Genomic DNA, 24,530 nt, shown 5'->3' with positions numbered 1-24,530 from the left:
GCTAGAGCCCCAACTTGGCTTTCACCTTGGCGAAACTCTCCAGCGTGTGATCGAGATCGTCGCGGGTGAGGGCAGAGGACATTTGCGTGCGGATTCTCGCTTTGCCGCGTGGGACCACCGGGAAGGAGAATGCAGTGACGTAAATGCCGTGCTCATAGGCTTCGGCGGCGAATTGCTTCGCGACTTTTGCATCATACAGCATGATCGGAATGATCGGATGCTCACCGGGCAGCGTTTCCAGACCGATGCGGGCGAGTCCTTCGCGGAAATAGGCGGCGTTAGTGAACAATTGTTCCCGGGCATCGCCTTGCTCGGCAATCTCGAATGCGCGGATGGCGCCAGCCACAATTGGCGGCGCGACAGAGTTGGAGAACAGATAAGGCCGCGACCGTTGGCGGAGCAGAGCGACCACTTCTTTCTTGGCGCTGGTATATCCGCCACTTGCGCCGCCTAGCGCTTTGCCGAGCGTTCCGGTGGTGATGTCCACCCGGTCCATACAGCCCCGATATTCATGCGTTCCGCGTCCAGTGTCGCCTAGGAAACCGGTTGCATGGCAATCATCGAAATGCACCAATGCGCCATATTTGTCCGCGAGATCGCAGACTTCATCAAGCCGTGCGACAAAGCCGTCCATAGAGAACACGCCGTCAGTGGTAATCAGTTTGAAGCGAGCACCAGCCGCGTCGGCTTCTTTCAACTTGGCCTCGAGATCAGCCATGTCATTATTCTTGTACCGAAAGCGCTTGGCTTTCGAGAGGCGAATTCCGTCGATGATGCTGGCATGGTTGAGCTCGTCAGAGATCACCGCGTCCTCGTCAGTCAGCAGCGTTTCGAACAAGCCGCCATTGGCATCGAAGCAAGAGGGATAAAGGATCGTATTCTCGAACCCGAGGAAGCTGGAGATGCGTTCTTCCAACTGCTTGTGAATGTCCTGCGTACCGCAAATGAAGCGAACCGACGCCATGCCATAGCCATGCGTTTTAAGTCCTTCGGCAGCCGCGTCCGCGAGGCGTTGATCGCCGGCAAGTCCAAGGTAATCATTCGCACACAGATTGATCACGTTATCCGCGCCTAGGCCAACATGCGGTCCTTGGCGGGAGGTAATCTCGCGCTCCATCTTCGTCAGTCCTTGCTCGTCAATCTCGGCGAGCTGTGCAGCGAGGTGATCTTGAAATTGCCCGTACATATTATTCTTCCCAGTTCAGAACGACTTTGCAGGCCGATCCATCCAGCATCGCGGCGAAACCATCTTCAAAGCGATCAACCGGTAGGCGGTGCGTGATTACACCGGAAAGGTCCAGACCGCTCTCGATAAAGACCGACATCTTGTACCACGTCTCAAAAATCTCGCGGCCATAGACGCCCTTCAACGTCAGCATGTTGAAGATGACCTTATGCCAGTCGATTGAAACCTCGCTTGAAGGAAGACCGAGGATTGCGATCTTGCCGCCATGGCACATATTGTCGACCATCTGCGCAAAGCCCTTCTCAGAGCCTGACATCTCCAGACCGACATCAAAACCTTCAGTCATGCCTAGGTCGGCCTGAACTGCTTTCAGATCTTCTTTAGTGACGTTGACTGTACGTGTTGCGCCCATCGCTTTGGCGCGTTCCAACCGGCCATCGTTGAGGTCTGTGACAACGATGTGGCGCGCACCCGCGTGGCGACACACCGCAGCGGCCATGATGCCGATTGGTCCAGCGCCAACGATCAGGACATCCTCGCCCAGAACGTCGAATTGCAGCGCGGTATGCACTGCGTTACCGAAGGGATCGAACAATGATGCGACATCCAGATCAATATCGGGATTATGCAGCCACAGATTGGCAGCCGGGATTGCCAGATATTCGGCGAAGGCACCCTGGCGATTGACCCCGATACCCTTGGCATTGGCGCACATGTGACGGCGACCGGCCATGCAATTGCGGCAATTGCCGCAAACGACATGACCTTCGCCCGAGACAATCTGGCCCGGCGTATAGTCACTGACATTTGCGCCAACTTCGACAATCTCACCGACGAATTCGTGCCCCACGACCATCGGTACAGGAATGGTTTCCTGCGCCCATTCGTCCCACTTCCAGATGTGCATGTCGGTGCCGCAAATCGCAGTGCGCTTAATCTTGATGAGCGCATCGTTAATACCGACTTCCGGCATTGGCACATCTTGAAGCCATAAACCGGGTTCGGATTTCGCTTTAACCAAGGCCTTCACACAGAGTTCCTTCCGTTTTAGGAGAGGCTCTCTAATATATCAGATATTCCATAATACAAGATCAATTCTCTTATGACGGACGCGCGCACCCATCCAGCCAATCGCAACCTCGCCGAGCGCGTTGCGGCATTGCGTAAGCAGCGCAAAATGACGCTTGAGCAGCTTGCGGTAGCGTCGGGTGTCAGCCGCTCAATGCTGTCGCAAATCGAACGTGGTAGCGCCAATCCGACGCTCGCCGTATCGTTCAAGATCGCGGAAGGTTTCGGTACCTCGATTGGCGAGCTGCTCGGTTCGAGCTGGAATGCGGCCTCGGTTGATGTTGTACGGGCGAATGATCCCAAAACGCTTTTTCCGGCACAGCAGGGCTGCCGTATCCGCACGCTTTCACCATTGCGGATGGAGAAGGATATCGAGTTCTACGAACTCATTCTTGAACCCGGCGCACGGCTGGACAGCGAAGCGCATCACCGCGGAACGCGCGAACTGCTAACTGTCGCGTCGGGCAGTGTCACCGTCCAGAGCGATAGCCAGCTTGCCGAGCTAAGCGAAGGTGACTCCGCGCACTATCAGGCGGACTGCACCCATTCGATCATCAATGGCGCTGATGTAGCGGCGAGTTGCTATCTGGTCGTTACCTACAGCGGCTAGACCAGACGCATTCATTAGATGGAGCGGAACGGCCTTGCCACACTCGCGCCAATCGTGAACAAGCTTCTACAGTGTAACGAGCGCCCAGGGGACGGGTCTTGAGTGAAGCGATATCTGCCGGCGGAGAGAAGCGATCGATCTTCCTGAGTTATTCTCGGGATGATCGGGACGCTGTCCTGCCGATTATCGAGGCTCTGGAGCAAAACGGTTATTCGGTCTGGTGGGACGGGCTGCTGAAAGGCGGCGACCGGTTCTCGCACGTGACCGAGAAGGCGTTAGAGACCGCCGATACCGTACTCGTCATCTGGACCGCCATTTCCATCAATTCGCATTGGGTTAGAGATGAGGCCACGAGTGGACGTGATCGCGGGCGTCTGCTTTCGGTGTCGCTAGATGGCACCAGCCCACCACTGGGTTTCCGGCAGATCCAATATGTTGACCTGTCCGGCGGCGGACCTGTTCCAGACCGCCCGGCGTTTGGCGAAGTGTTGGGCGCGCTCAGCGAAGCAGAAGCGAAAGCCGGCACGCGTTTGACGTTTTCGTCTGTATCTGACGGGGAAAAAGGCATTTCGCGCCGCAGCCTGATGATTGCGGGCGGCGCTGGATTGCTCGCAGCAGGCGGAGGTTTCGCGGCATGGCAGAGCGGAATGTTCGTTGGCTCTGGTCGGCCAAATAGCATTGCCGTGATGACTTTCGAAAACCTCAGCAACAATCCGGACCAAGATTATTTCTCAGCAGGTTTGGCCGAGGAGTTACGCAGTATTCTGAGCCTAAACCGCCAGCTTTCAGTGGCTGCGCAAACATCATCTGATAAATTTAGCGACGGAAGCGAAACTGCGAGTGCAATCGCCAGCGCATTGGATGTTGCACATGTTCTGGAAGGAAGCGTTCGCCGCGCAGGTGATCAATTGCGCGTCGCTGTCAGGCTGATCGATGGGAAAACCGACCTTGATGTCTGGTCGGACGTGTTTGAGCGAGAGCTTGACGATGTGCTGGCTGTCCAATCTGAGATTGCGACAACGGTTGTGGACTCGCTGGTCGCGAATTTCTCTGAAACCGACAGTGCAGGGACAATCCGGGTAGGTGGAACGGAAAACCCCGATGCACTCGATGCCTATCTGCTCGGCGTCGATCTCTACGCGCGTAGCGATGCAAGAGAAGAAACCGACCGGGAAGCCTTGGCAGCATTGGATGAAGCGGTTGCGATTGATCGCAGCTATGCGGCTGCACATGCTGCAAGGTCGCGTGTCCTGACCTCGATTGGCAATCGCCATGCGACTGGCAGCGAATTGAGAGGGTATTACGACCGTTCAATGGAAGCCGCCCGGACAGCTATCGATTTGGCGCCCGAACTGGCTGAGGGATATGCTGCTCTTGGTTATGTTCTTGCGAATGGCGAACTTGATATCGCAGGTGCGCTCAGCCCCTACGATCAGAGCTTTGAACTCGGCTATGGCAATGCCTGGATTTTGAGGGGGTACACGCTCTTCGCATCATTCATCGGGGCATTTGAAAAGGGGCGTAGTGCGATTGCACGGGCCGAGCGGCTTGACCCGCTTAATGCACCGGTGTTCCGGGCCGAGGCTGTCCTGGAATTTGCTGCAAGAGATTATGATCGGGCAAGCACTGCTGCACGGCGCGCTTTGGCACTCAGCGCTGAAACCAGCATTGTAAACCGGATTTTGGGCGATATCGCACGGTTTGATGGTCGAATTGACGAGGCGCGCGCATTCTATGATGCCGAGCCGAACATCCTGTCCAAGCTGACCGGCCTGGCAATATTGGAGGCGCAGGAAGGCAATGCGGATTTGGCCCAAGACATGTTCGACAATCTTGTGCAGCAATTTGGCGACAACAGCCTTTACCAGCAGGCTCAGATCTTCGCGCAATGGGGGCGCTCGCAAGATGCGTTGGATACGCTCGAACGGGCTTATGCGATTGGTGACTCTGGACTTGTTACCTCACGGTCAGATCAGAATCTCGACCCTGTTCGACAAACATCTGAATTTAAGGCATTACAAAAACGTCTCGGATTCGACTGAGACCAATTGATGGGGGATTTATGAGGAAATTTGTTATTACCGGCGCTGCGCTCAGCATCGCCTTGGGCCTTGGCGCATGTTCACAGGCCGCTGAAGAGGAAGCACCTGCTGAGGAAGCGGCTACTGAAGCTCCGGCGGAAGAGGCAATGACGTCTGAAGAGCCTGCTACTGACGAAGGTGGAGCGACTGAAGACGGCGCCGATCCGGAAGCCGAAGGCGGCGAAGACGGAACCGGTCACGGTAATCCGATCGGCGAATAATAGTGATTGCCTGCCCGCGTTTCGATTATCACTGGGTTGTGACTGATTGATGGCGGCAGGGACACATCATACACCAAACAAGAGGCCCGGGATCAGAGCGATCCTGGGCCTTTGTTTTGTTGGCTCTCTCGCAACATTTTCCAGCCCGATGGTACACGCGCAAGAACGGGTTACGTCATCCTCGGAAGGCGCCTATTCGCAAATAACGGACGAACTCTACCCTTCCGAGAAGGCCTATTTCGACGTATTTTATCGTGACTTTACCGACCACGGTCGCGGCGTGCTCGAACGAATAAATGCGCGGCTATACCAAGGACAAAGGGGATCCTTCGGAATGCTGCTGGCCTATGCGGACAGGGAAGCAGCGAACGATATGCTGGCCTTGTTCGATAGCCTGAGCGACGCAGAGTTCGAATACGCCACCGATGAGCTACGAGCGCGCGACTATCGAAAGTGGCTTGCGATTATTGCTTTGCTTAAGGTGGAATCGATCGAGAATGTGCGAAACGAATTTCTGCCCGACTTCAACAAGCAGTGTTGGGTGGAAGAACCAGACGATGTGATTGGCAATGACGGATTCGATCCGGATCGGCCGGCTGGGGCGAAGACATGCACGGCACCGGTTGCTCAGTTCAAGAGAGATTATGTAAGGACTGTCCACCGGGTTATACGCGGTTCAACAGCGCAGTCCGGCGAGGCGCGGTGGCAGGCCCAGTTCCTGTTACATGGTCCAAGCTCGATAGCCCAAACCTCCCGGCGAGCACTAAAAACGCAACGCGAATGGTTCGGCAGAACGCTTGATCGCTGGGAGCGTGAGCATACCTGCGGAGCCGTATATATCGGCGAGGAGTTTTTGCTCACTGCGGCCCACTGCATCGGTCCAATTAGTGCCACCAAGTTTTTTGCCGGTCGGAGAGTTCGGGTGGGAACGCAGCGGATCGACAAGGAAACTGCGCTGGAAGAGATCGGTGCAGTCATCACGCATCGGTCCTATAATAGCCGTACCTTTCGCAACGACATCGCTCTCATCCGATTGAAACGGGTGCCGCGGCAAGCCAGTCTGGAACGAGCAAAGCTGCCGCCGCGGGAAGGATATCGACCGATGGCGGGCAGCCCGTTGCTGCTCACCGGGTGGGGCTTCAGTTGGCCTACCAAAGACCTCAGTCGGCCCGGTGCGATTGGGCGGACCCATCAAGTACCAGCAATGGCTCGGCTGCAAAAAGGTGTAGTCCGGCAAATGAGAAACTCGAGCTGCAATGCTGCCGCCGGGGAGTTATGTGCGGGCACTCGCACCGGAGTTGGCAGTTGCCGGGGCGATAGTGGCGGGCCGCTAGTCGATACTCGCACCAGAACGCTGATCGGGATTGTGTCGCATGCAATAGGATGTGGCCAACCAGACCATCCCACAACTTTTGTGGATGTCGCCTATTATCTCGACTGGATCGCTGATGCCAAGGCTCTCGCGCGCCGGTCACCGAACGGGACCAAAACCACCCTATGACACCGAGCGCCATAAGATCGAACGTGCTGAGCTTGAGTTGTGCGGCCGCCCGTTTTACTTGGCAATGCCAAATTTAGAGCAAGAGGCGAGCCGCAATTCACACCCAGACTGATCGTGCAAGAGTTGAAGCGGGTGCTCCACCGATCCCTCGCGCATGTTTTGCGGTCGGGGTAACTGGCCACCGGGCCTCACATCCGTCCTATCCCGAGGATGCAAGTCGGCTCGATGCGGTGCTCGACCAGATATTTGCGCAGATCGACGTCGCGCTTGCAGATGTGTCAGGTGGTTCAGAGTCGGTTGGAGACTGCTCAACTCGGCTGCTGACCTTATTGGCCGATGGCACGGATCACCAAGCGGCACAGTTGGGATTGGATCGCGGTTGGGATTTGACGATCCCATTACCCTTCGGTCGCCAACTCAATGCGGCAATCAATGCTGCGCCGGTTGATCCTATTGACGCCAGAGCCATACTCGCGGGCGAGGCGATCACGGACGAAGGGGTGGCTGCGCGCGTTGCTGCGATTATGGATCTCGCAGATCGTGGAACGATATTCGAGCTTGCAGATGAAGATGAGCGTCTAGCGGATCTGTTCCTAAAGGCGATTGAAGGGCCACGTGATCCAAATACTGTGGGCCTGTTCGCGGCGGAGTCCGGGCGGCGGGCTGCGCTCGCCGGCCGGATATTAATCGAACAATCCGATTTGATTATTGCTGTGTGGGATGGGCAATCTTTCGCCAATGCCGGCGGAACTGGACATACTGCGATGGCGGCGTTGAAGTTGGGATCACCGGTATTGTGGATCGATCCGCAGCAGCCGGAAGATTGGCAAGTCATATCCTCGCCCGAAGCTCTCAACGGGAAGGCGGACGTTAGCGAGCGGGCGAGCGGTGAGGCCGATCTGAAGCACTTGATTGAACAGGCTGTCACTCTGGCCGCGCCATCCAGCGACGGTCCGTATGCTGGCTTGGCCGCGCTTAGCGCGCAGAATTGGCGTGATCAAAGCTCCGTTCGGAGCCATGCCTTTCGGCGGATCGAGGCAATGTTTGGACAGCGATCGCTGGGTAAGAAATTTGCATCGGTCCGACAGTCTTATGAACATCCTGACCAGATCGCGCAGGGAAATGCCAAACCAATGCTGGCCGCAATAGAAGCAATTGGTGCAGGCACCGGATCGCTGCGAGCGAAGATTGCTGACCAGATATTGACGCGTTTTGCGTGGCTCGACGGAATTTCAGCGCATCTTTCCGACCGGCACAGATCAGGGATGGTCATCAACTTTTTGCTCGGCGCTTCAGCGATTGTTGCGGGTACGCTTTATTTGCCGCTCGTCGATGTTGATCAAAAATGGATATTCGCCGGAATCGAATTGGGGTTGCTACTCGCGATTATCATAAACACGGCGGCCGGTAGAAAGCTGCGTCTGCATGGCCGTTGGTTTGAGACGCGGCGAGCCGCCGAATATTTGCGGCACAGCCCGGTTCTGGCTGTGATGGGGGTTGCACGTCCGTCAGGACATTGGCCGCAAGGCACCAATAGCTGGTGGCCTGAATGGTATGCTCGGCACGCTATCCGTGCCGTTGGATTGCCGAATGCGAAGGTAGACATGAAATATCTGCGTAGTGCGATCGAGGCACTCCGTGACCATCATGTCGATCCGCAGCGTGCATATCATCGAGAAAAATCTCAACATCTGGCCCTTGTGCATCATGGGTTGGACCGGTTGTCAGAGCGATTGTTCGTTGGCGCTGTGTTCCTTGTCTCTGCCTATCTGGCGCTGGTCGCTGGCGCTCATTGGGGATTGGTCGATCCATCCTGGTCAATAAAATCGGCAAAGTGGTTCACCGTTCTCGCCGTCGCGCTGCCAACATTGGGCGGTGCGCTGGCCGGTATTCGGTATTTTGGTGACTTTGAGCGGTTCGCGGAGATTTCCGAGATCACTGCCGAGAAGCTGGACGGTATTGCGGTGCGCATTGATACAATGCTGAATGCTTCTGAGCATAGCATGACTTATGGTCATATCGCCGACATTGCGCGTGCGACTGATGAAGTAGTGTTTGCAGAGATACAAAACTGGCAAGCGGTTTTCAGCGGCAAGACTATCGCGGTGCCTGCTTAGGCGGACGAGAACTGGCGCGGAGGGACAAGGGCCTAGCATGTTTATCGGACTGACAATTTCGCTGGTGCTTATCGGGCTAACGATCCTGATTCACTATGAAGTACTGCGCCAGACATCGATCAGATTGGTGGACCTGCCGATCCCGGCGCGCGCACGTATCCTAGTTGTCCTGACGGTGGCGACAGCATCGCACACGCTCCATATTGTGCTGTATGCAATGGTTTATATGTGGCTGCATGCGAACGGGCAGTATGGAGATATTGGTGGGTCCGAGAAGCTGGACTTTGCTGAGGCTTTCTATTTTTCAATCACCTCCTACACCACGTTGGGGATTGGAGATTTGTTCCCGCATGGCGCGTTGCGGACAATCTCCGGACTGGAGGCCTTGAACGGCCTTGTCATGGTCGGCTGGACTGCATCCTACACCTATCTTGCTATGGAAAAATTCTGGCATTTGTCGGATGACGACGACGATTAGCGGCCCAGACACCCTTCCAGGATAATACGCGGCGAGGCAGGCGATGTGTGGCGAGGCTGCCTAGGGTTGGACCGTGATTTGCATTGACCGCACTTCATCTATTGGACTAATAGTCAATAATGGAGGTGCGGTTAGTGACACGATCAGTCAGCGTCGTTTTGGGATTGGTACTTGCTCTGGGTGGATGCTCGATCGCGGATGAGCAGCCAGAAGAGCAACTCGCGCCAAGCGGCCAGGCTGTTCGCGCGGAAGCTCTTTATGCGGAAAATTGTGCAAGTTGTCACGATGAGCAGGTCGCCGGAGCGCCGAGCCGTGAGGCGCTGGAAGGCATGACTCCGGCGGCGATCACCGCTGCGCTGACTACCGGAGTGATGCGCGAGCAGGGGAACGCACTTGACCGTGTCGATCGATTCATTCTGGCGGAATATCTCGGCGACGGAGCCGCTGAAGCCGATGTTGCAGTCGATTATTGTGCAGATCGTCTACAATTCGCAGGAGCGCCGCTGTGGAACCGTTGGGGCGTTGATAAGCGCAACTCACGCTTCCAAACGGAGCAATCGGCTGGGCTTTCCGCCTCCGATATCCCGGAACTCGAACTGGCTTGGGCATTCGGCTTCCCTGGCGCTCAGCGGGCGCGATCTCAACCGGCGGTAACGCGCGAAGCAATTTTCACAGGGAGTCAATCGGGCAGAGTCTATGCGCTTGATACCGAAACCGGTTGTGCTTGGTGGACTTATGAAGCTGGGGCCGAAGTGCGCAATGCTCCGGTGATCGCTGAGGCATCCAACGGCAGACCGGAGACACTCTACTTCGGCGATGTCGATGGGCGCGTTCATGCGGTCGATACGCTGACCGGCGAGGAAAAATGGACCCGCTCGATCAAGGATCATCCAGACGGCACAATTACGGGCAGCATCAGTCTGCACGATGGCATACTGTTCGTGCCGATGTCTTCAACCGAGGTTATCAGCGCATATGCCGACGACTATGAGTGCTGCACGTTTAGGGGTGGTGTCACTGCGCTGAACGCCAAAAATGGCGAGCATCTGTGGCGCTGGTATACCACCGGGAAGCCAACGAATGCTGGTAAGTCATCCAAAGGCGTTGATATTCTGGCGCCGAGCGGTGCGCCCGTATGGTCTACGCCGACAATCGATGTCGAACGCGGCCTGCTCTATGTCGGTACTGGTGAAAACTATTCGTCTCCTGCGAATGACAAGAGCGATGCAATCGTCGCGCTGGATTTGAAGTCTGGCCGCGAGCGCTGGATCACGCAAACCATAGCTGGCGATTCTTGGAATGCTGCATGCGGCCGTGATCCACGTGCCAATTGTCCTGAGGAAGATGGTCCGGATTTCGATTTCGGCGCGCCTCCGATCCTGACGACATTGGCATCGGGTAAGGACATCCTGCTCGCCGGCCAGAAGTCAGGCGAGATATTTGGCTTGGATCCCGACGATGACGGACAAATTCTCTGGCGCCGCCGCGTTGGCATGGGTGGCTTCAACGGCGGAATTCACTGGGGCATGGCAAGCGATGGCCAGACGCTGTGGGTCGGCATCGCCGATACACCGGGCAACCGCTTTGCCGAGGGGCCGCCGCGTCCCGGGATACACGCCTTTGAAGCTGCCACCGGAAAGCCACTTTGGTCCCGCATCGAACCCCCGACTTGCCCGGAGGTGAGCTACGCTTGCATGACCGCGCTCTCCGCCCCGCCAACGGCCATTCGCGGCGCGATTTTTGCCGGTGCGCATAATGGTCGGCTGCTGGCCTATTCTGACAAAGACGGGGCGGTGCTGTGGAAGCAGGAAACCAATCGCGCGTTTGAGACTGTCAACGGCGTGGAAGCCAAAGGCGGCACCATCGACAGCGCCGGTGTGGTGGTCGCCGGGGGCATGGTCATCGTCAATTCGGGATATGACAAATTCGGTGAAATACCCGGCAATGTCTTGCTCGTTTACCGCGTGAAGAAGGACTAGTCGATGCTCAGCAGACTATCCTTGGTAATTGCCGCGACTTCGCTGCTAGTTGGCTGCACTGCGCATGAGAAAGTTCGGGTAGTCGAGAGTGCGACTGTAGGCGTTCAGGCGGCATCGCACGAGGCGATCCGCGGGATCCACAACGTCGGCATTACAGTTTCTGATATCGACGAGACACTAGCCTTTTACGGCGCAGCGGTTCCTTATGAACTGGTCGAGCGAAGGCGAATTCCGGCTGCAACTTTCCCAGCGGAACTTTTGGCCAAGCGCGACGGCGAAGTTGAAATCGCTTTCATACGCACCCCGACCGTATTCCTGCGATTGCTCGACATTGATCCGGACAATGCCGCCGAACCGAACCGGCGGCCGGTCATCGGTCCGGGATACACGCATATCTGCTTTCAGTCGCATGCGGCTGCGCCGAAATATGACCGGTTCAAGGAGCTCGGCCTCGACATGGTATCGCGCGGAGACCGCCCGGTCGACCTCGGCGGCTATGGCGTCACTTATGCTTATGGCTACGACCCCGACGGTATCATGATTGAAATGGAACAGTTGGAAACGCGGGCCATTGCGGCTTCCGGAGAGCTGGGACGCAAGAAAATCGGACACACTGCTTGGATATCTCATGTGGCCAATGTCACGGGTGATAAGCCAGCCATGGTTGAGTTTTACAGCACGATATTGGGTTATGGTCCGAAGCGAGAAATTCCGCCTACCAAGCGCCAGACATTCGACGATATTGCCGACATGGACGACATCGAAATTGCCGCGAGTTGGTTTGATGTGGGTAATCTCCAGATCGAGCTGTGGCATTACACGAAACCAAAGACGCCGGTGCACGATCAACCGCGAATGCTTGATGAAATTGGATATAGCAGTGTCGTGTTCGAAGTGATCGATCTCGCGGGCACAGCAGCACGGCTGGAGAGCGAAGGTATGGTCTTCGCTGGTCAATCGTTCGAGCTCGGCGGGCGCATGATCCGCTTCGCTCGCGATCCCGAAGGCAATCTGATCGCGTTTCAGGAACGGCTTGGCGGCTCTGACCCATATTCAATCGAAAGCGTGCGGTGGTTTGCCGAAACGCGTTCGCCAACCGGGCCAAAGGTCGATTGAAGCTGGCACACTGCGATTGCTCTGTTAGTGAGTGAATATGACACGAAGCGCTGCGAAACAAAGAACCCGGCTAAGTCCAGAGAAGCGACGTGAGTTGATCCTTGACCACGCAGCCGAAATTGTTGCGCGTGACGGTGTGGCGACTTTGTCGATGGAGAGCATTGGTCGTGAAGCGGGTATCAGTAAATCACTGATCTATAACTACTTCAGCAATCTCACAGAAATGCTCAAAGTCTTGCTTGATCGCGAGCTGCGGCGGCTCAGGCGCTCTCAGGCAGAGGCCGCAGAAAATGCGGATACGCTCGAAGGGCTCGTTCGTGCGGTGACGCATGCCTACCTCAAATATATCGACGAACGTGGTTTGATTATCGAGCGGCTACAGGCCGAGCCATCGGTCAGCGACATGCATGATCCGACTGAATATAGCCGGGATACGGCCGTCGATTATGTGACGGAGATTGCCGAGCGCGTACTCGATCTGCCGCCTGAACTTGCCCGCGCAGCAACTGATATCAGTTTCGGAATTCCTGCGGCAGCGGGAGCCTATCTATTACGCCGCCGGCTTCCGCTGGATGAAGTCGAACAATTGACGACCACGATGATTCTCGGGTCGCTCACTTCGCTAAAAACCGATTATATGGTGCGCAGAACCCAGCTACGTAGGCGCAAAGCAGACTAAACGCTGCCGATAGCGGCTCTCTCAATATTGGTAAGGAAAAAGGCGGATGGATTGCTCCACCCGCCCAGTATATCCCGATGGGAAGGGATCAGAATTCAAACTTGATTGAACCGCCGTAGGTCCGTGGGAAGTTACGGTAACCGTTGAGCGATCCAGCTTGCGCAACCGCTGGGAACACAGTTGTGTTGTATACCTCGTCGGTCAGATTGCGCCCCCAGATCGATAGTTGCAGTCCGTTGTTGAGCGCAAAGCTGATGGAACTGTTGAGCTGGTTCACTTCGCGGCGGAACTGCGGCAGGCCTTCAGCGATCTGCGTGTTGCTTTCATGCAGGAAGTCGGCGTGGAATGTCAGTACATGGCCGCTGTTGAATTCCAGATTATATGTGCCGCCAACCGTAATGTTCCACTCCGGAATACCGGCAGGCCGCAGGCCCGTTAGATCGGTTGGAACCACACCGAGCGTGGCAGGGTTGAACGCCGAACCTCCGGCGTAGCTATCATATTCTGCATCCAAATGTGTGACCGCAGCAGTGAAAGTGAGCCCGTCCGTTGGCGAGATCGACGTATCGAACTCGAAGCCGCGAACCGATTGTTGCTCAGCATTCCCCAGAACGAAGCCGGTGCCCGTGAACACATTGCCCTGGAAGCCATTCAACGTCTGGTCAAACAGCGCCAGATTGAATGCAAACCCCGGCCATTGTCCCTTGACGCCAACTTCGTAGACCTTGGCTTCTTCAGGCTCAGCAAAGCGTGAGCCGGTGCTGAGGTTGGTAACAGCCAGCCCAGCATCGCGGATCGGTGACGCTGCGGGAGGTGGCGATTGGAATGGCGAACCCGGAATGAAGTCTGCAGGAAACGGACGGCTGTCGGTTGAGAGGTTGACCGACGATGCTTTGAAGCCTGTCGCGTAGGTCGCATATACGCTGACATTGTCCGGGAAATCATAGGACAAGCGGAATGTGTAGGACAGATCATTATCCTCGGTCCGGCCATCCTCGATTGCATTCGGGAAGTTCAAGTAAGGTGGAATGAATTGCAAGCCGCGCAAGGCCAGGAACGGGTTAAAGTTCGCATCTGCTGCTACCGTCGCTGGGACACCGGCAGCCACACCTGCTTGTACCAAGTCGATGCCGGAAAATACGTCGGTGCTGACATTGTTCTGGATCACCGCCTTTTTATCGTTGGTGTAGTTACCGCCAACGGTGAAGGTGAGATCGTCTGTAATCGCAAAATCAAGCTGTCCGAAGATCGAGATCGCGTCATTGCTATACATGAAGTTGGTTATCCGGCCTTGGCCTTGGCCGCCGAATGTACCGACCGGAATACCGGGGACCAGCGCGCGCAGCGTGGGCTCTAGGTTGCTATAGGCCCCTCCGGTGAGAAGGTCGGCATAACCCTTGAAGTCCGCGCCATATTCAAGGGCGCCATTCGTCTCGATGTCCTCTTTGAACAGGAAGCCGCCAACAAGGAAGTTGATCGGCCCGTCGAAATTTGAGGCTGCACGCAATTCCAGCGTATAAGTATCAAGATCGCCGCGACCCTCGCTACGTTGGACGATGTCAGCGCTAGTGAAATCGATGTCTTGGTCGGCGAACGTGCGGACTCCGCGATAGGAACTGATCGCAGTGATATCGATGGTGTCCAGCGACCAATCGGCCTGCATCGATACGCCGTAATTCTCGATTTCGTTGATCGATGCGTAGTTGAGCGCGTTGGTAGTGCCGAACCGGTCGTTTGAGACAATTTGTCCGCCCAATGCGCGAATTGCATTACCGGTTGGCCCGTCGACGATGTTCACAACCGAGCAACAATTCTCGTCGATCTTGTCGTAATCGGCGATGAAGCGGAAGCTCAGATCCGAACTTGGCTCGATGAGCAATTGGCCCCTGACACCCCAGCGATTACGCTCGTTATTATCGATGCCGAGATTGAGGTCTTGCACATAGCCGTCGCGCTTGTTGAGATTGCCGGACAGACTAACCGCGATCGATTCGCTGATCGGTCCGGTAACGTCTGCTTTGGCTACGATGGCATTGAAATTGCCGTAGGAAAGCTCGGCTGAACCACCGAATTCAAATTGCGGCTTTTGCGTTACGATGCTGATGATACCCGCCGACGCATTCTTACCGAACAGAGTTGATTGCGGGCCGCGCAGTACCTCTACGCGTTGTAGGTTTGGCAAATCGCCGATCTGCGCAGCTGATCTGGACCGGTAAACACCATCGATAAAGACGCCAACCGACGGTTCGATCCCTGCGTTGTTGGCGCCGTTACCGAAGCCGCGAATGATGAAGTTGGTGTTGGCTGACGATTGAAGCTGGTTCACTCTCAGCGATGGAACCAAGGTCTGAATGTCCAACAGATCGCGCACTTGCGATTGTTCGATCTGTTCTGAACTGGTGACCGAAACGGCAATGGGGGTCTCTTGAAGCGTTGTCTCACGCTTCGAGGCGGTCACAACAATAACGTTATTGTCCGGCGCCGCTTCCGCCTCGCCGTCTGCGTCCTGCGCAAACGCTTGCATAGGTGCCATCAGCGCGATTGCGCCGGTACCGCACAGCATGGTGCGCCTAAATTCGAATCCAGACATTTCGTTCTCCCCACGATTTTGTTCGTTGAATCGCCAAATAGCCATTGTTGGATGATTAGTCAATAAAAGAGCCTGAAAGGCGGAGAAATCACCGAATTTTGCGTTTCAATCATCTTTTATTGACTATTTGTCTATCAAGTTTCATCACTGTGTGCAGTTCGCCCGAATCCGGACGGTGGGTTTGGCGAATACTGAATTGTGATGCTGGTGCTGCTGCGCTGGTTTTGAAATCTGGGAGTTATGGAGAAGCCCGAATGCGCTTGACCAATTTACGAACCGCCATGGCGATGGTTACTATCCCACTGCTTGCTGCGTGCGGGTTAGTGGGCGGTGCGCCTGAGCAGGAGCTCGATGATCTGATCGTGGGCGTTAACTACGTCGGTGTCAGCGTCGCGGATGTGGACGCGTCGACAGAGTATTACAGCGCAGCCTTCGGTGTGGAGCAGATTGGTGACGGAGATTTCTCGGATGCCTCTTTGCCAACCGGCCTAGCGCCGAATGACTTTGCGCAAGCGCGCTCGAAGCTCTTGCGGTCCAGCAACGCTCAACTGCGTTTGATGTCTTTTGGTAATAGTGAGGCGCATACGAACCACTCGGCGGTTCCTGTTCAAGGACCCGGTATCATGCATGTCTGCTTTCAAGCGGTGCAGGATACCAATGCCTATGAGCGCGCACTGGAGGCCGGTGCTGAGCCGATCGGTGCCAAAGAACTTGTGTCGTTAAGCAGCCGCAACCCAGTGAAATACGGCTACATCAGAGATGCTCAGGGTATCATCACCGAAGTCGAAGAGGTGGATGTATCGCAACTTGATCTGCCCGAACCACCGAAGAACAAATATCGTATGCGGCATGTCGCGATGGCCACGCCCAATCTCGAGGCGATGGTGCAATTCTATTCTGCTTTCCTTGGCGGGCAAGAGCCGCGCCGGATCGGAAACTGGTTCGCAATATCGGGTGAAAACGTCGACAAGGTTTCCGGCCTCAAAGACAGTGAAATTGAAATGGCCTGGTTCCAATTGCGGAACTTAGAAATCGAGATCGCGCAATATCACAGCGAAGATACCGCGCTGCCCGGTGTACCCCGTCCACTCGATGCGCCCGGCTACAACATCGTCATGTTTGATGTTGCCGATCTTGATCGCGCGCGTCAGCGTCTGCTCGACGCGGGCGGAACGATTGTTGACGGAGCAGGATCGCTTGATGGTGCGATGACTGTGTTCGGGCGTGACCCGGATGGCAACTTGCTCGGGCTCCAGCAATTGCCGGAAAGCTCAATTTACTCTGCCAAGAACTTTGATGGCAACGGTGTAGAGGTACGATAGATGTTCAATTTGAATGGCAAAGTCGCGCTGGTTACCGGTGGCAATGGCGGGCTGGGACTGGCCTATGGACGCGGTTTGGTCAAAGCTGGTGCGTCGGTCGCAGTTTGGGGGCGCAACGCCGAAAAGAACGCGGTCGCCGTCGAAGAACTTCGCAGCATGGGAGGCGATGTCGAAGCCTATGCCTGTGACGTTACCGACGAAGAACAGATCGCCCAAGCCTTCGCCGCTACGCTGGAGCGATTTGGTCAGGTAGACAGTTGTTTTGCCAACGCTGGCGGTGGCGGTTTCCGCGGCGCTTCGCACAAAACCAGCCGTAGCGATTGGCTTGCTACCGTAGACCTAAATTTGATGAGTGTGGTGCAGACATTTGCACCCGTGACAGAGCATATGCTGAAGCGCCGGGCTGGTGGGAGGCTTGTCGTGACGTCCTCGGTGGCGGCGCTGATCGGAACTGGCGGCGCTGCTGGATATTCGACGACCAAGGCTGCGGTCATTGGATTGATCCAAGCGCTCGCGTTGGAGCTTGGCGCAGCAGGTATTCGGGCCAACGCCATCCTTCCCGGCTTCATCGAAACCGAGATGTCGCTCGACACAAGTGAAGCGTTTCAAGATGCCGCAAGGCGCAGGTCAGCTATCGGCCGGATTGGCCAGCTGGAAGACATGGAAGGTGCGGCCGTCTATCTCGCATCTGACGAGAGCGATTTCATGACAGGGCGATGTCTGATTTTGGACGGCGGCCATACAATCCATCCACTGTAAACTGGCGAATAGGGCGGGATAGGGAGAGCAAGACAATGCGTGGTTTGGCCCACTGGATTTTTGCGATCCTGCTGCTGTTGATCGGGCTGGTGCTGACCGTTCCCGGCGGCTTTCTCACCTATCTCGGCGGTAGCCCCTATTACGTGTTGGTGGGTTTGGCGACGATCGTAGTTGCGGTATTGGTGATCCGCCGCAGCTCTAAAGCACCAACGATCTATGCCGTTATTCTGGGCGTGACGCTGGTGTGGTCGATCCACGAAGCGGGTTTCGATCTGTTCGCGCTTCTCCCTCGGCTATCGGCATGGGTTGTCGTGGGGCTTTACTTCCTCACTCCGTGGTATCGCCAATCGTTGCGAAGTAAGGCCGGTGATGAGGTCACTGCACCAAGCGGCTGGCTCATCGGTGGGCCTGCTTTGACAAGCGTTGCGTTGCTGCTCGTTGCGAGCCTGCAGGGCTATGTCCGGAACGGTACGGGCAGTGAGCGGGAGGTTGCTTCTGCGCTGGCGACCGACTGGAAGCATTATGGCAATACCGCCGGCGGAACGCGGTTCGCGGCTATCGATCAGATCAATACTGAGACCGTGGATGGTCTCGAAGAAGTATGGCGCTATCGCACGGGACTGGAGGAAGACTTCAAGGCCACCCCGCTTGCGATTGATGGGCGTCTGTACTTATGCGGTGCGGCCAACGTGATGATGGCCGTCGACGCGGAGACCGGCGAGGAAATCTGGCGTCACGATCCGAAGATCGCGCCGCCAGACAAGCACCAATATGCGATCACCTGTCGCGGCGTTGCCTATCATGAAGGGCCCCAAGACTATACCGGTGTTTGCCGCAAGCGTGTTGTCACGGCGACTGTCGACGCAAGCCTGATCGCCGTCGATGCTGATACTGGCGAGTTGTGCAGTGATTTCGGCGAGGGCGGAATAGTTGATTTGCGGGCAGGTATGGGTGAGCATGCACCGAAGGAGTATTATCATACTTCGCCACCCACCGTAGCCGGAGACAATCTGGTCGTCGGTGGGCTGGTGCTGGATAATCAGCGCCTCGGTCTTCCATCCGGCGTGGTCCGCGCATTTGATGCGGTTACCGGTGAGCTCGCATGGGCATGGGATCTCGGAAATCCGGGCAATCGCGGAATGCCGCCGGTAGGTGAACGCTACACGCCCGGAACGCCCAATGTCTGGTCGGTCATGGGCTACGACCCGGAACTGGACACTGTCTTTGCGCCCACCGGCAATGCCAATCCGGACTATTTCGGCGGCAAACGCCGCGAGTTTGATGACAAATATTCGTCCGCAATTGTCGCGATTGATGCGGCGACAGGGGAGGAGCGCTGGACCTTCCAGACGGTGAAGCATGACATCTGGGATTATGACGTGCCAGCTCAGCCGGTTCTGGTCGATGTTGAGCGCGATGGGGAGCGTATTCCATCGGTCGCTGTGCCCACCAAGATGGGCGAGATATTCCTGCTCGACCGGCGCGATGGCACGCCGGTCTATCCGATTGAAGAACGCCCGGTTCCGCAAGACCCAGAGCTTGGCGAATATCTGGCTGATACCCAGCCTTTCTCTCCGTTGCCCAACTTTCATCCCTACAGGTATGAGAAAGACATGTGGGGCCTCACACCCATCGATCAGATGGTGTGCCGGATTGAGTACCGAATGATGCGGTATGAGGGGATGTATACGCCGCCCACACGCTCGGGGACGTTGATTGCACCGGGCAATTTCGGCGGGTTTAATTGGGGCAGTGTGTCGGTCGATGCGGACAACGGTCTGTTGGTAGCGGCCCCGATGTTGCTTGCTCATCGACTGCTATTGGTCACACCTGAGCAAGTCGCTGATGCCGGGCCCAGAGCGGCTTTGCTGCTTGGTGAAGACCATCCCGCAGTACGGATGGATCCAAATGCTCCGGCACCTGAAGCAGATCCCGACGATCCGTATAGTTACGAGCAAGTGAGCTTCTATGGCTTGCCCATGCCATTTATGTCCCGGTTGGGCACGTCTGTGCCATGTTTCGAACCACCGTGGTCACGCATCGCTGTGATTGATCTCAATACAAAGGAACTGCTGTGGTCGCGGCCGCTCGGCAATATGCGCGATGCCGGGCCGTTCAATTTGCGCAGCGGCTTGCCGATCGATGTTGGAACGGCAGTGCGCGCTGGCACGATGACCACACGCGGCGGGCTCACCTTTGTCAGCTCGACGATGGATTCGATGGTGCGCGCTTTCGATGTGCGCACTGGCGAGGTCAAATGGTCCGCGGACCTACCTGGTAACGGCCAGTCGACGCCGATGTCATTTGTAGCTCCGGAATCGGGGAGGCAGATGGTGATTGTTACAGTGCCCAATCCGACCTGGCGCTACCCTGCTGACTCGGAGACCGGCTATCTCGACCCGCAAAGCGAGCGCGATGGAAAAGGCGGCTACGTTATCGCCTATGCATTGCCCGACGAGGTGGAGGCTGAATGAAACGTTTGAACCGGTTCTTGATGATCATGGCGTTACTAATCGGCGTCGCTGGGGCTGGTGCTGCAATCTGGAACTATAGCTCGCCGGTTGGTTGCGAGATTGGCCGCGACCCGGCCTTAGCGCTCGCGAATGAACGCGCGGGAGAGAAGGTTCCTTACCGTGAATGGTGCCACGAGTTCGGCGTGAACAAGCTTCATGTCGTGGAGGCGGGTGAAGGCGATGCCGTTTTGTTCATCCATGGCTTTCCATCCTCTTGGTATTCGATGATTCGGCCAATGGAGGCACTGAGAGACACGCACCGCGTCGTAGCAATCGACGGACTTGGGGCCGGGCATTCGGATGCCCCTGCGGGACAAGAACAGTACCGGTTGGAGAATATGGCACTCCACCTCGATGCCTTGATCGACAAACTCGGCGTCGAGAAAGTCCATATCGTGGGGCATGATTGGGGCTCAGCCTTTGGGCTAGCCTACGCGCAGAGCCGTCCTGAGCGTATTCTCACTGCCACCGGGATGAGCGCGCCGCCTCAGAATATCGCGGTGGAACTGCTGCGTACGTCGTCGGAGCAACGCGAGAAGTCGGCATATGTTGAAATGCTCAAGGACGCTTCGCCAATACTGATGTGGGCGAGCGGGGCAGGAGGCCGGATTGCAACCGGGCCGGAAAACCACTTCAAGGCGGGGCGTATGTCTCGTGTAGAAGCTGATGTGCTGCAGAATGCAGCGTCGGATTTGCGCCGGATCAATCGCCATATCAACTGGTATCGCGCCAATCTTCCTGCGCCTGATGAAGTCTCCGAAGACGATTACTGGCCAAGCCGTGACGCTCGGTTTGAGGTTCCCACGCTATTGATTTGGGGCGAGGATGATACGGTATTCGATCCGCAATTCATTGATCTGACGCGCAAGATTAGCGATGATTTTTCAGTCGTGCGTCTCGATGGGGTTGGGCATGCGCCGCAGTTTGAAGCGACCGAAGCGGTCAATACAGCCTTAGCGGACCACATTCTTGGTAAGCTGGAAGCGGATGCATCACCTCAATGAAAGTCCCGTGACGCCGGAATGATCCGTACATTGCGCGGATGGCGGTGAAGACCGCTTGGTACTGGATTGACGACATGATCTGCCCGGTCGACTTGCGTTGCGAGCAAATCGTCGGACAGCGCAAGCAGACGCGGCGATGCGTCTTCCAACTTGTCTACGACGACATGGATTACATCGCCGTCTTTTTGCACTCTGCCGCGCACTTCCATCATCCGTGCGCCCATGATGACCTTGCGATACCGCGCCATAACATCTGGCCAGACGACGAGATTGGCGATCCCGCTTTCATCCTCCAACGTTATGAAACACACGCCTTTGGCGCTGCCCGGGCGTTGGCGGATGAGAACGATCCCCGCCACTTGAACAGGTGCGCCAAATTTGCGTTCACCTAAATCGGCGTTGCGAATGAACCCGCGTTCTTCGTAGCTCTTCCGCAGGAATTCGAAGGGATGTGCTTTCAGCGATAAGCGCATTGTTTGGTAATCGGCCACAACGTGTTCGCAGGCAGGCATGGCGGGCAGCACGACTGGCACTTCCTCACCCTCATCGCGTTCCTCAGAAAAAGTGAATAACGGCAAATCTGGGGCCTGCTTGAGTGCCCGTGCATCCCACAGAGCTTGCCTACGATCCAAGCTGATGGAGCGAAAGGCATCGGCAGCGGCGAGCTTCTCTATAGTAGCGACGGGTATATGCGCCCGCGTCCGGCAATCCTCAACATCGCGATAGGGTTGACTGCGATAATGCATGATCGCCTGAGCATCGTCCTTCGCAACGCCGCTAATCTGCCGGAAGCCGAGGCGTACAGCCCATCGTCCATGGCCAGCAGGCTCAAGCAGATTGTCCCAATCGCTAAAGTTTACATCAGGCTCGCGGACCTCGACATCATGTTCTCTCGCATCGCGCACGATTTGCGCCGGGGCATAGAATCCCATTGGCTGCGAGTTAAGTAATCCGGCGCAGAACACGTCTGGGAAGTGGCATTTGATCCAGCTAGACACGTAGACAAGGTGGGCGAAGCTGGCGGCATGGCTTTCGGGGAAACCATAGTCGCCAAAGCCCTTGATTTGATCGAAACAGCGCCCGGCGAAATCGGGATCATAGCCGCGTTCAACCATCCGGCCGACCATCTTATCTTCCAGCCGGCCAATCGTCCCGCGTGAACGGAAAGTCGCCATAGCTTTGCGCAGTTCATTGGCTTCATCGGCAGTGAATTTGGCGGCATCGATAGCGATCTTCATCGCTTGTTCTTGGAAGATTGGAACGCCCTTGGTGCGATTGAGGATTTTCTCCAACTCGTCTGGCGGGCCGTGATCCGGGTGAGGGGAGGGGAACTCGACCTTTTCTTTGCCCGACCGGCGTTTGAGATAGGGGTGTACCATATCCCCCTGGATCGGGCCGGGGCGGACAATTGCGACTTCAATGACGAGGTCATAATAATTGCGCGGCCTCAGGCGGGGTAACATGTTCATTTGCGCGCGGCTTTCGACTTGGAACACGCCGACGGAATCCGCCTTGCATAGCATGTCGTAGACGGCCTTATCCTCTTTCGGAACGGTCGCGAGAGTGTAGCGATTGCCGTAATGTGCATGGATCAGATCGAAGGATTTCTGGATGCAGGTGAGCATTCCAAGCGCGAGGACATCGACCTTCATGATCCCCAGTTCATCAATGTCATCTTTGTCCCATTCGATGAAACTGCGATCTGCCATCGCGCCATTGCCAATCGGGACGGTTTCTATCAACGGCCCTTGGGTAAGAATGAAACCGCCAACATGCTGCGATAGATGACGGGGCATTCCGATTAGCTGGTCGGTCAAGGCAATGACGCGTTTCAAATAGGGATCGCTTAGATCGAGGCCGGCCTCTTCAGTTTTGTCTTCATCGACCGAGCTGCCCCAACTTCCCCAGATCGTTCGCGCCAATGCCGATGTCACATCTTCAGACAAGCCCATCGCCTTGCCCACTTCGCGAATGGCAGAGCGCGGGCGATAATGGATAACCGTTGCGCATAGGCCAGCGCGGCGGCGACCATATTTTTTGTAAATATGCTGGATAACCTCTTCGCGCCGCTCATGCTCGAAATCGACGTCGATATCTGGCGGTTCTTTGCGCTCTTCAGAAATGAAGCGCTCAAACAGTAATTCGACTTCGGATGGGTCGACTGCGGTTATGGCGAGGCAGTAGCAGACCGCGCTATTGGCGGCTGATCCGCGGCCTTGGCACAGGATGGGCGGCTCGCAGCCGCGCGCATAATCGACCACATCCTTGATGGTGAGGAAGTACCGCGCAATGTCGAGCTTGGCGATTAGGGTTAGCTCGTGCTCAATCTGCCCACGAACCTTATCTGGTACGCCATCCGGATAACGCCTTGTCGCGCCTTCCCACGTCACTTGAGTGAGATATTCCTGCGGTGACCGGCCTCCCGGTACGGTCTCTTCCGGATATTCATATTGAAGTTCGTCGAGCGAGAAGTCGCACCGGTCCGCCACTTCGCGCGCTGCGGTGATCGCATGCGGCCACTCGGCGAACAGGCGGACCATTTCCTCCGGGCTTTTCAGATGCCGCTCGGCATTGGCGTGGAGGAGGTAGCCTGCGTCCTGGATGACGGTCTTCTCGCGGATGCAGGTCATCACATCCTGCAGCGGGCGACGCGCGGGCACATGATAATGGACATCATTGGTGGCGAGGATCGACAGACCGTTGGCCTTGGCCAGAGCATTAAGGCGCCCGATTCGCCCGCGGTCATCGCCGCGATAGAGATAGGCGGCAGCGATGTGGCGCATGGTCGGCAGATACTGGGTCAACTGAGGGAGTGTATCGGCAAAGCTATCGAGGTTTTCTTCCGGCAGCGAGATCAACTGCACTTCCTCGCTGTGCTCAGCCAACATCGAGAGCGTCAGATCACATGCGCCCTTGTCCTGCCACTCGCCATCGGTAGTTTGCATTTTGCCTTTGGAGAGCAGTGCGCAAAGCCGTCCATAGGATGCGCGGTCTTGCGGATAGGCAAGGAATTCGTGCCCTTCGATCAGGATAATCCGGCAGCCGATGAGTGGGCGTATCCCGGCCTGTTTGGCATTGCTGTGGAGGCGCACGACGCCCGCCATCGTATTGCAATCGGCAATGCCAAGAGCGTCATAGCCTGCCTCATAGGCAGTTTCCACCAGATCGACTGCATCGGACGCACCGCGCAGAAAAGAGAAGCAACTCGCAACGCCCAGCTCCACGAACTGCGCGCGCGGATTGAGCGTAAGCGGGCCATCAGGTCGCAGTTCGCGCTTGGCGGGGGTGAGCGGTTGATCGGGCATG

17 protein-coding genes are annotated in these 24,530 nt (G+C 56.4%); 13 read left to right on the top strand and 4 right to left on the bottom strand.

Translation table 11 applies throughout. From position 1 onward, the window contains the following. Position 1 precedes the first annotated feature (1 nt). Both J9777_RS08150 and tdh read right to left on the bottom strand, forming a co-directional pair. Positions 2 to 1,186, bottom strand: coding sequence for a glycine C-acetyltransferase (locus tag J9777_RS08150; protein WP_209348218.1), 1,185 nt, complete (start codon positions 1,184 to 1,186; stop codon positions 2 to 4). A 1-nt stretch (position 1,187) separates the two neighbouring features. Next, positions 1,188 to 2,216 carry an L-threonine 3-dehydrogenase gene (gene tdh, locus J9777_RS08145; protein ID WP_209348217.1) on the bottom strand — a complete coding sequence of 343 codons (1,029 nt, stop codon included), beginning with the start codon at positions 2,214 to 2,216 and terminating at the stop codon, positions 1,188 to 1,190. Positions 2,217 to 2,288: 72 nt separating this feature from the next. On the opposite strand from tdh, the gene J9777_RS08140 reads away from it, so the two are divergent. From J9777_RS08140 to J9777_RS08100, 9 genes are all read left to right on the top strand, one after another. After that, complete coding sequence (locus J9777_RS08140) at positions 2,289 to 2,864, top strand: XRE family transcriptional regulator (RefSeq protein ID WP_209348216.1); 576 nt, start codon at positions 2,289 to 2,291, stop codon at positions 2,862 to 2,864. Between the two features lie 98 nt (positions 2,865 to 2,962). Further along, positions 2,963 to 4,906, top strand: coding sequence for a TIR domain-containing protein (locus J9777_RS08135; protein WP_209348215.1), 1,944 nt, complete (start codon positions 2,963 to 2,965; stop codon positions 4,904 to 4,906). A gap of 20 nt (positions 4,907 to 4,926) precedes the next feature. Continuing rightward, positions 4,927 to 5,166: a hypothetical protein gene (locus J9777_RS08130; RefSeq protein ID WP_209348214.1), complete on the top strand. Its 240-nt coding sequence runs from the start codon at positions 4,927 to 4,929 to the stop codon at positions 5,164 to 5,166. A 148-nt stretch (positions 5,167 to 5,314) separates the two neighbouring features. Further along, complete coding sequence (locus tag J9777_RS08125) at positions 5,315 to 6,667, top strand: serine protease (RefSeq protein WP_209348213.1); 1,353 nt, start codon at positions 5,315 to 5,317, stop codon at positions 6,665 to 6,667. Between the two features lie 230 nt (positions 6,668 to 6,897). Beyond that, positions 6,898 to 8,784: a hypothetical protein gene (locus J9777_RS08120; RefSeq protein WP_209348212.1), complete on the top strand. Its 1,887-nt coding sequence runs from the start codon at positions 6,898 to 6,900 to the stop codon at positions 8,782 to 8,784. A gap of 37 nt (positions 8,785 to 8,821) precedes the next feature. After that, entirely contained in the window at positions 8,822 to 9,262 is a 441-nt protein-coding gene (locus J9777_RS08115) for a potassium channel family protein (protein ID WP_209348211.1), read from the top strand. 134 nt (positions 9,263 to 9,396) lie between these two features. After that, positions 9,397 to 11,241 (top strand): PQQ-binding-like beta-propeller repeat protein, encoded by a 1,845-nt coding sequence (locus J9777_RS08110; protein ID WP_209348210.1) that lies wholly within the window; start codon positions 9,397 to 9,399, stop codon positions 11,239 to 11,241. A 3-nt stretch (positions 11,242 to 11,244) separates the two neighbouring features. Then, a complete protein-coding gene (locus J9777_RS08105; protein ID WP_209348209.1) occupies positions 11,245 to 12,357 on the top strand; it encodes a VOC family protein in 1,113 nt (370 codons plus the stop codon). Between the two features lie 37 nt (positions 12,358 to 12,394). Next, entirely contained in the window at positions 12,395 to 13,036 is a 642-nt protein-coding gene (locus tag J9777_RS08100) for a TetR/AcrR family transcriptional regulator (RefSeq protein ID WP_209348208.1), read from the top strand. Between the two features lie 88 nt (positions 13,037 to 13,124). Here J9777_RS08100 and J9777_RS08095 read toward each other — a convergent pair whose 3' ends face one another. Beyond that, positions 13,125 to 15,626, bottom strand: a complete 2,502-nt coding sequence (locus J9777_RS08095; protein ID WP_209348207.1) for a TonB-dependent receptor — start codon at positions 15,624 to 15,626, stop codon at positions 13,125 to 13,127. Positions 15,627 to 15,880: 254 nt separating this feature from the next. Between J9777_RS08095 and J9777_RS08090 the strand changes: the two genes are divergently transcribed. The 4 genes from J9777_RS08090 to J9777_RS08075 are packed head-to-tail and all read left to right on the top strand — an operon-like array spanning position 15,881 to position 21,224. Beyond that, positions 15,881 to 16,948, top strand: coding sequence for a VOC family protein (locus J9777_RS08090; protein WP_209348206.1), 1,068 nt, complete (start codon positions 15,881 to 15,883; stop codon positions 16,946 to 16,948). Next, the gene (locus tag J9777_RS08085; RefSeq protein ID WP_209348205.1) at positions 16,949 to 17,707 is read left to right on the top strand and encodes an SDR family NAD(P)-dependent oxidoreductase; all 759 of its coding nucleotides are present in this window, start codon (positions 16,949 to 16,951) and stop codon (positions 17,705 to 17,707) included. Between the two features lie 35 nt (positions 17,708 to 17,742). Then, positions 17,743 to 20,181 carry a PQQ-binding-like beta-propeller repeat protein gene (locus J9777_RS08080; RefSeq protein WP_209348204.1) on the top strand — a complete coding sequence of 813 codons (2,439 nt, stop codon included), beginning with the start codon at positions 17,743 to 17,745 and terminating at the stop codon, positions 20,179 to 20,181. Further along, positions 20,178 to 21,224: an alpha/beta hydrolase gene (locus J9777_RS08075; RefSeq protein WP_209348203.1), complete on the top strand. Its 1,047-nt coding sequence runs from the start codon at positions 20,178 to 20,180 to the stop codon at positions 21,222 to 21,224. Before J9777_RS08080 ends, J9777_RS08075 begins: the two co-directional genes overlap by 4 nt. On the opposite strand, the gene J9777_RS08070 is transcribed toward J9777_RS08075, so the two are convergent. Next, entirely contained in the window at positions 21,218 to 24,529 is a 3,312-nt protein-coding gene (locus J9777_RS08070; protein WP_209348656.1) for an error-prone DNA polymerase, read from the bottom strand. The two genes, J9777_RS08075 and J9777_RS08070, sit on opposite strands and share 7 nt — an antisense overlap. Between the last annotated feature and the right edge of the window lies 1 nt (position 24,530).

Origin of the sequence: Pontixanthobacter sp. CEM42, assembly GCF_017812015.1 — a bacterium.
GTDB lineage: Bacteria > Pseudomonadota > Alphaproteobacteria > Sphingomonadales > Sphingomonadaceae > Pontixanthobacter.
This window is presented reverse-complemented; position numbering and strand designations above follow the sequence as displayed.

Coding starts and splice junctions, on each gene's coding strand:
- J9777_RS08100 (WP_209348208.1), top strand. CDS start 12,395: ATGACACGAAGCGCTGCGAAACAAAGAACCCGGCTAAGTCCAGAGAAG.
- J9777_RS08105 (WP_209348209.1), top strand. CDS start 11,245: ATGCTCAGCAGACTATCCTTGGTAATTGCCGCGACTTCGCTGCTAGTT.
- J9777_RS08095 (WP_209348207.1), bottom strand. CDS start 15,626: ATGTCTGGATTCGAATTTAGGCGCACCATGCTGTGCGGTACCGGCGCA.
- J9777_RS08150 (WP_209348218.1), bottom strand. CDS start 1,186: ATGTACGGGCAATTTCAAGATCACCTCGCTGCACAGCTCGCCGAGATT.
- J9777_RS08115 (WP_209348211.1), top strand. CDS start 8,822: ATGTTTATCGGACTGACAATTTCGCTGGTGCTTATCGGGCTAACGATC.
- J9777_RS08090 (WP_209348206.1), top strand. CDS start 15,881: ATGCGCTTGACCAATTTACGAACCGCCATGGCGATGGTTACTATCCCA.
- J9777_RS08140 (WP_209348216.1), top strand. CDS start 2,289: ATGACGGACGCGCGCACCCATCCAGCCAATCGCAACCTCGCCGAGCGC.
- J9777_RS08080 (WP_209348204.1), top strand. CDS start 17,743: ATGCGTGGTTTGGCCCACTGGATTTTTGCGATCCTGCTGCTGTTGATC.
- J9777_RS08085 (WP_209348205.1), top strand. CDS start 16,949: ATGTTCAATTTGAATGGCAAAGTCGCGCTGGTTACCGGTGGCAATGGC.
- J9777_RS08130 (WP_209348214.1), top strand. CDS start 4,927: ATGAGGAAATTTGTTATTACCGGCGCTGCGCTCAGCATCGCCTTGGGC.
- J9777_RS08075 (WP_209348203.1), top strand. CDS start 20,178: ATGAAACGTTTGAACCGGTTCTTGATGATCATGGCGTTACTAATCGGC.
- J9777_RS08125 (WP_209348213.1), top strand. CDS start 5,315: ATGGTACACGCGCAAGAACGGGTTACGTCATCCTCGGAAGGCGCCTAT.
- J9777_RS08070 (WP_209348656.1), bottom strand. CDS start 24,529: ATGCCCGATCAACCGCTCACCCCCGCCAAGCGCGAACTGCGACCTGAT.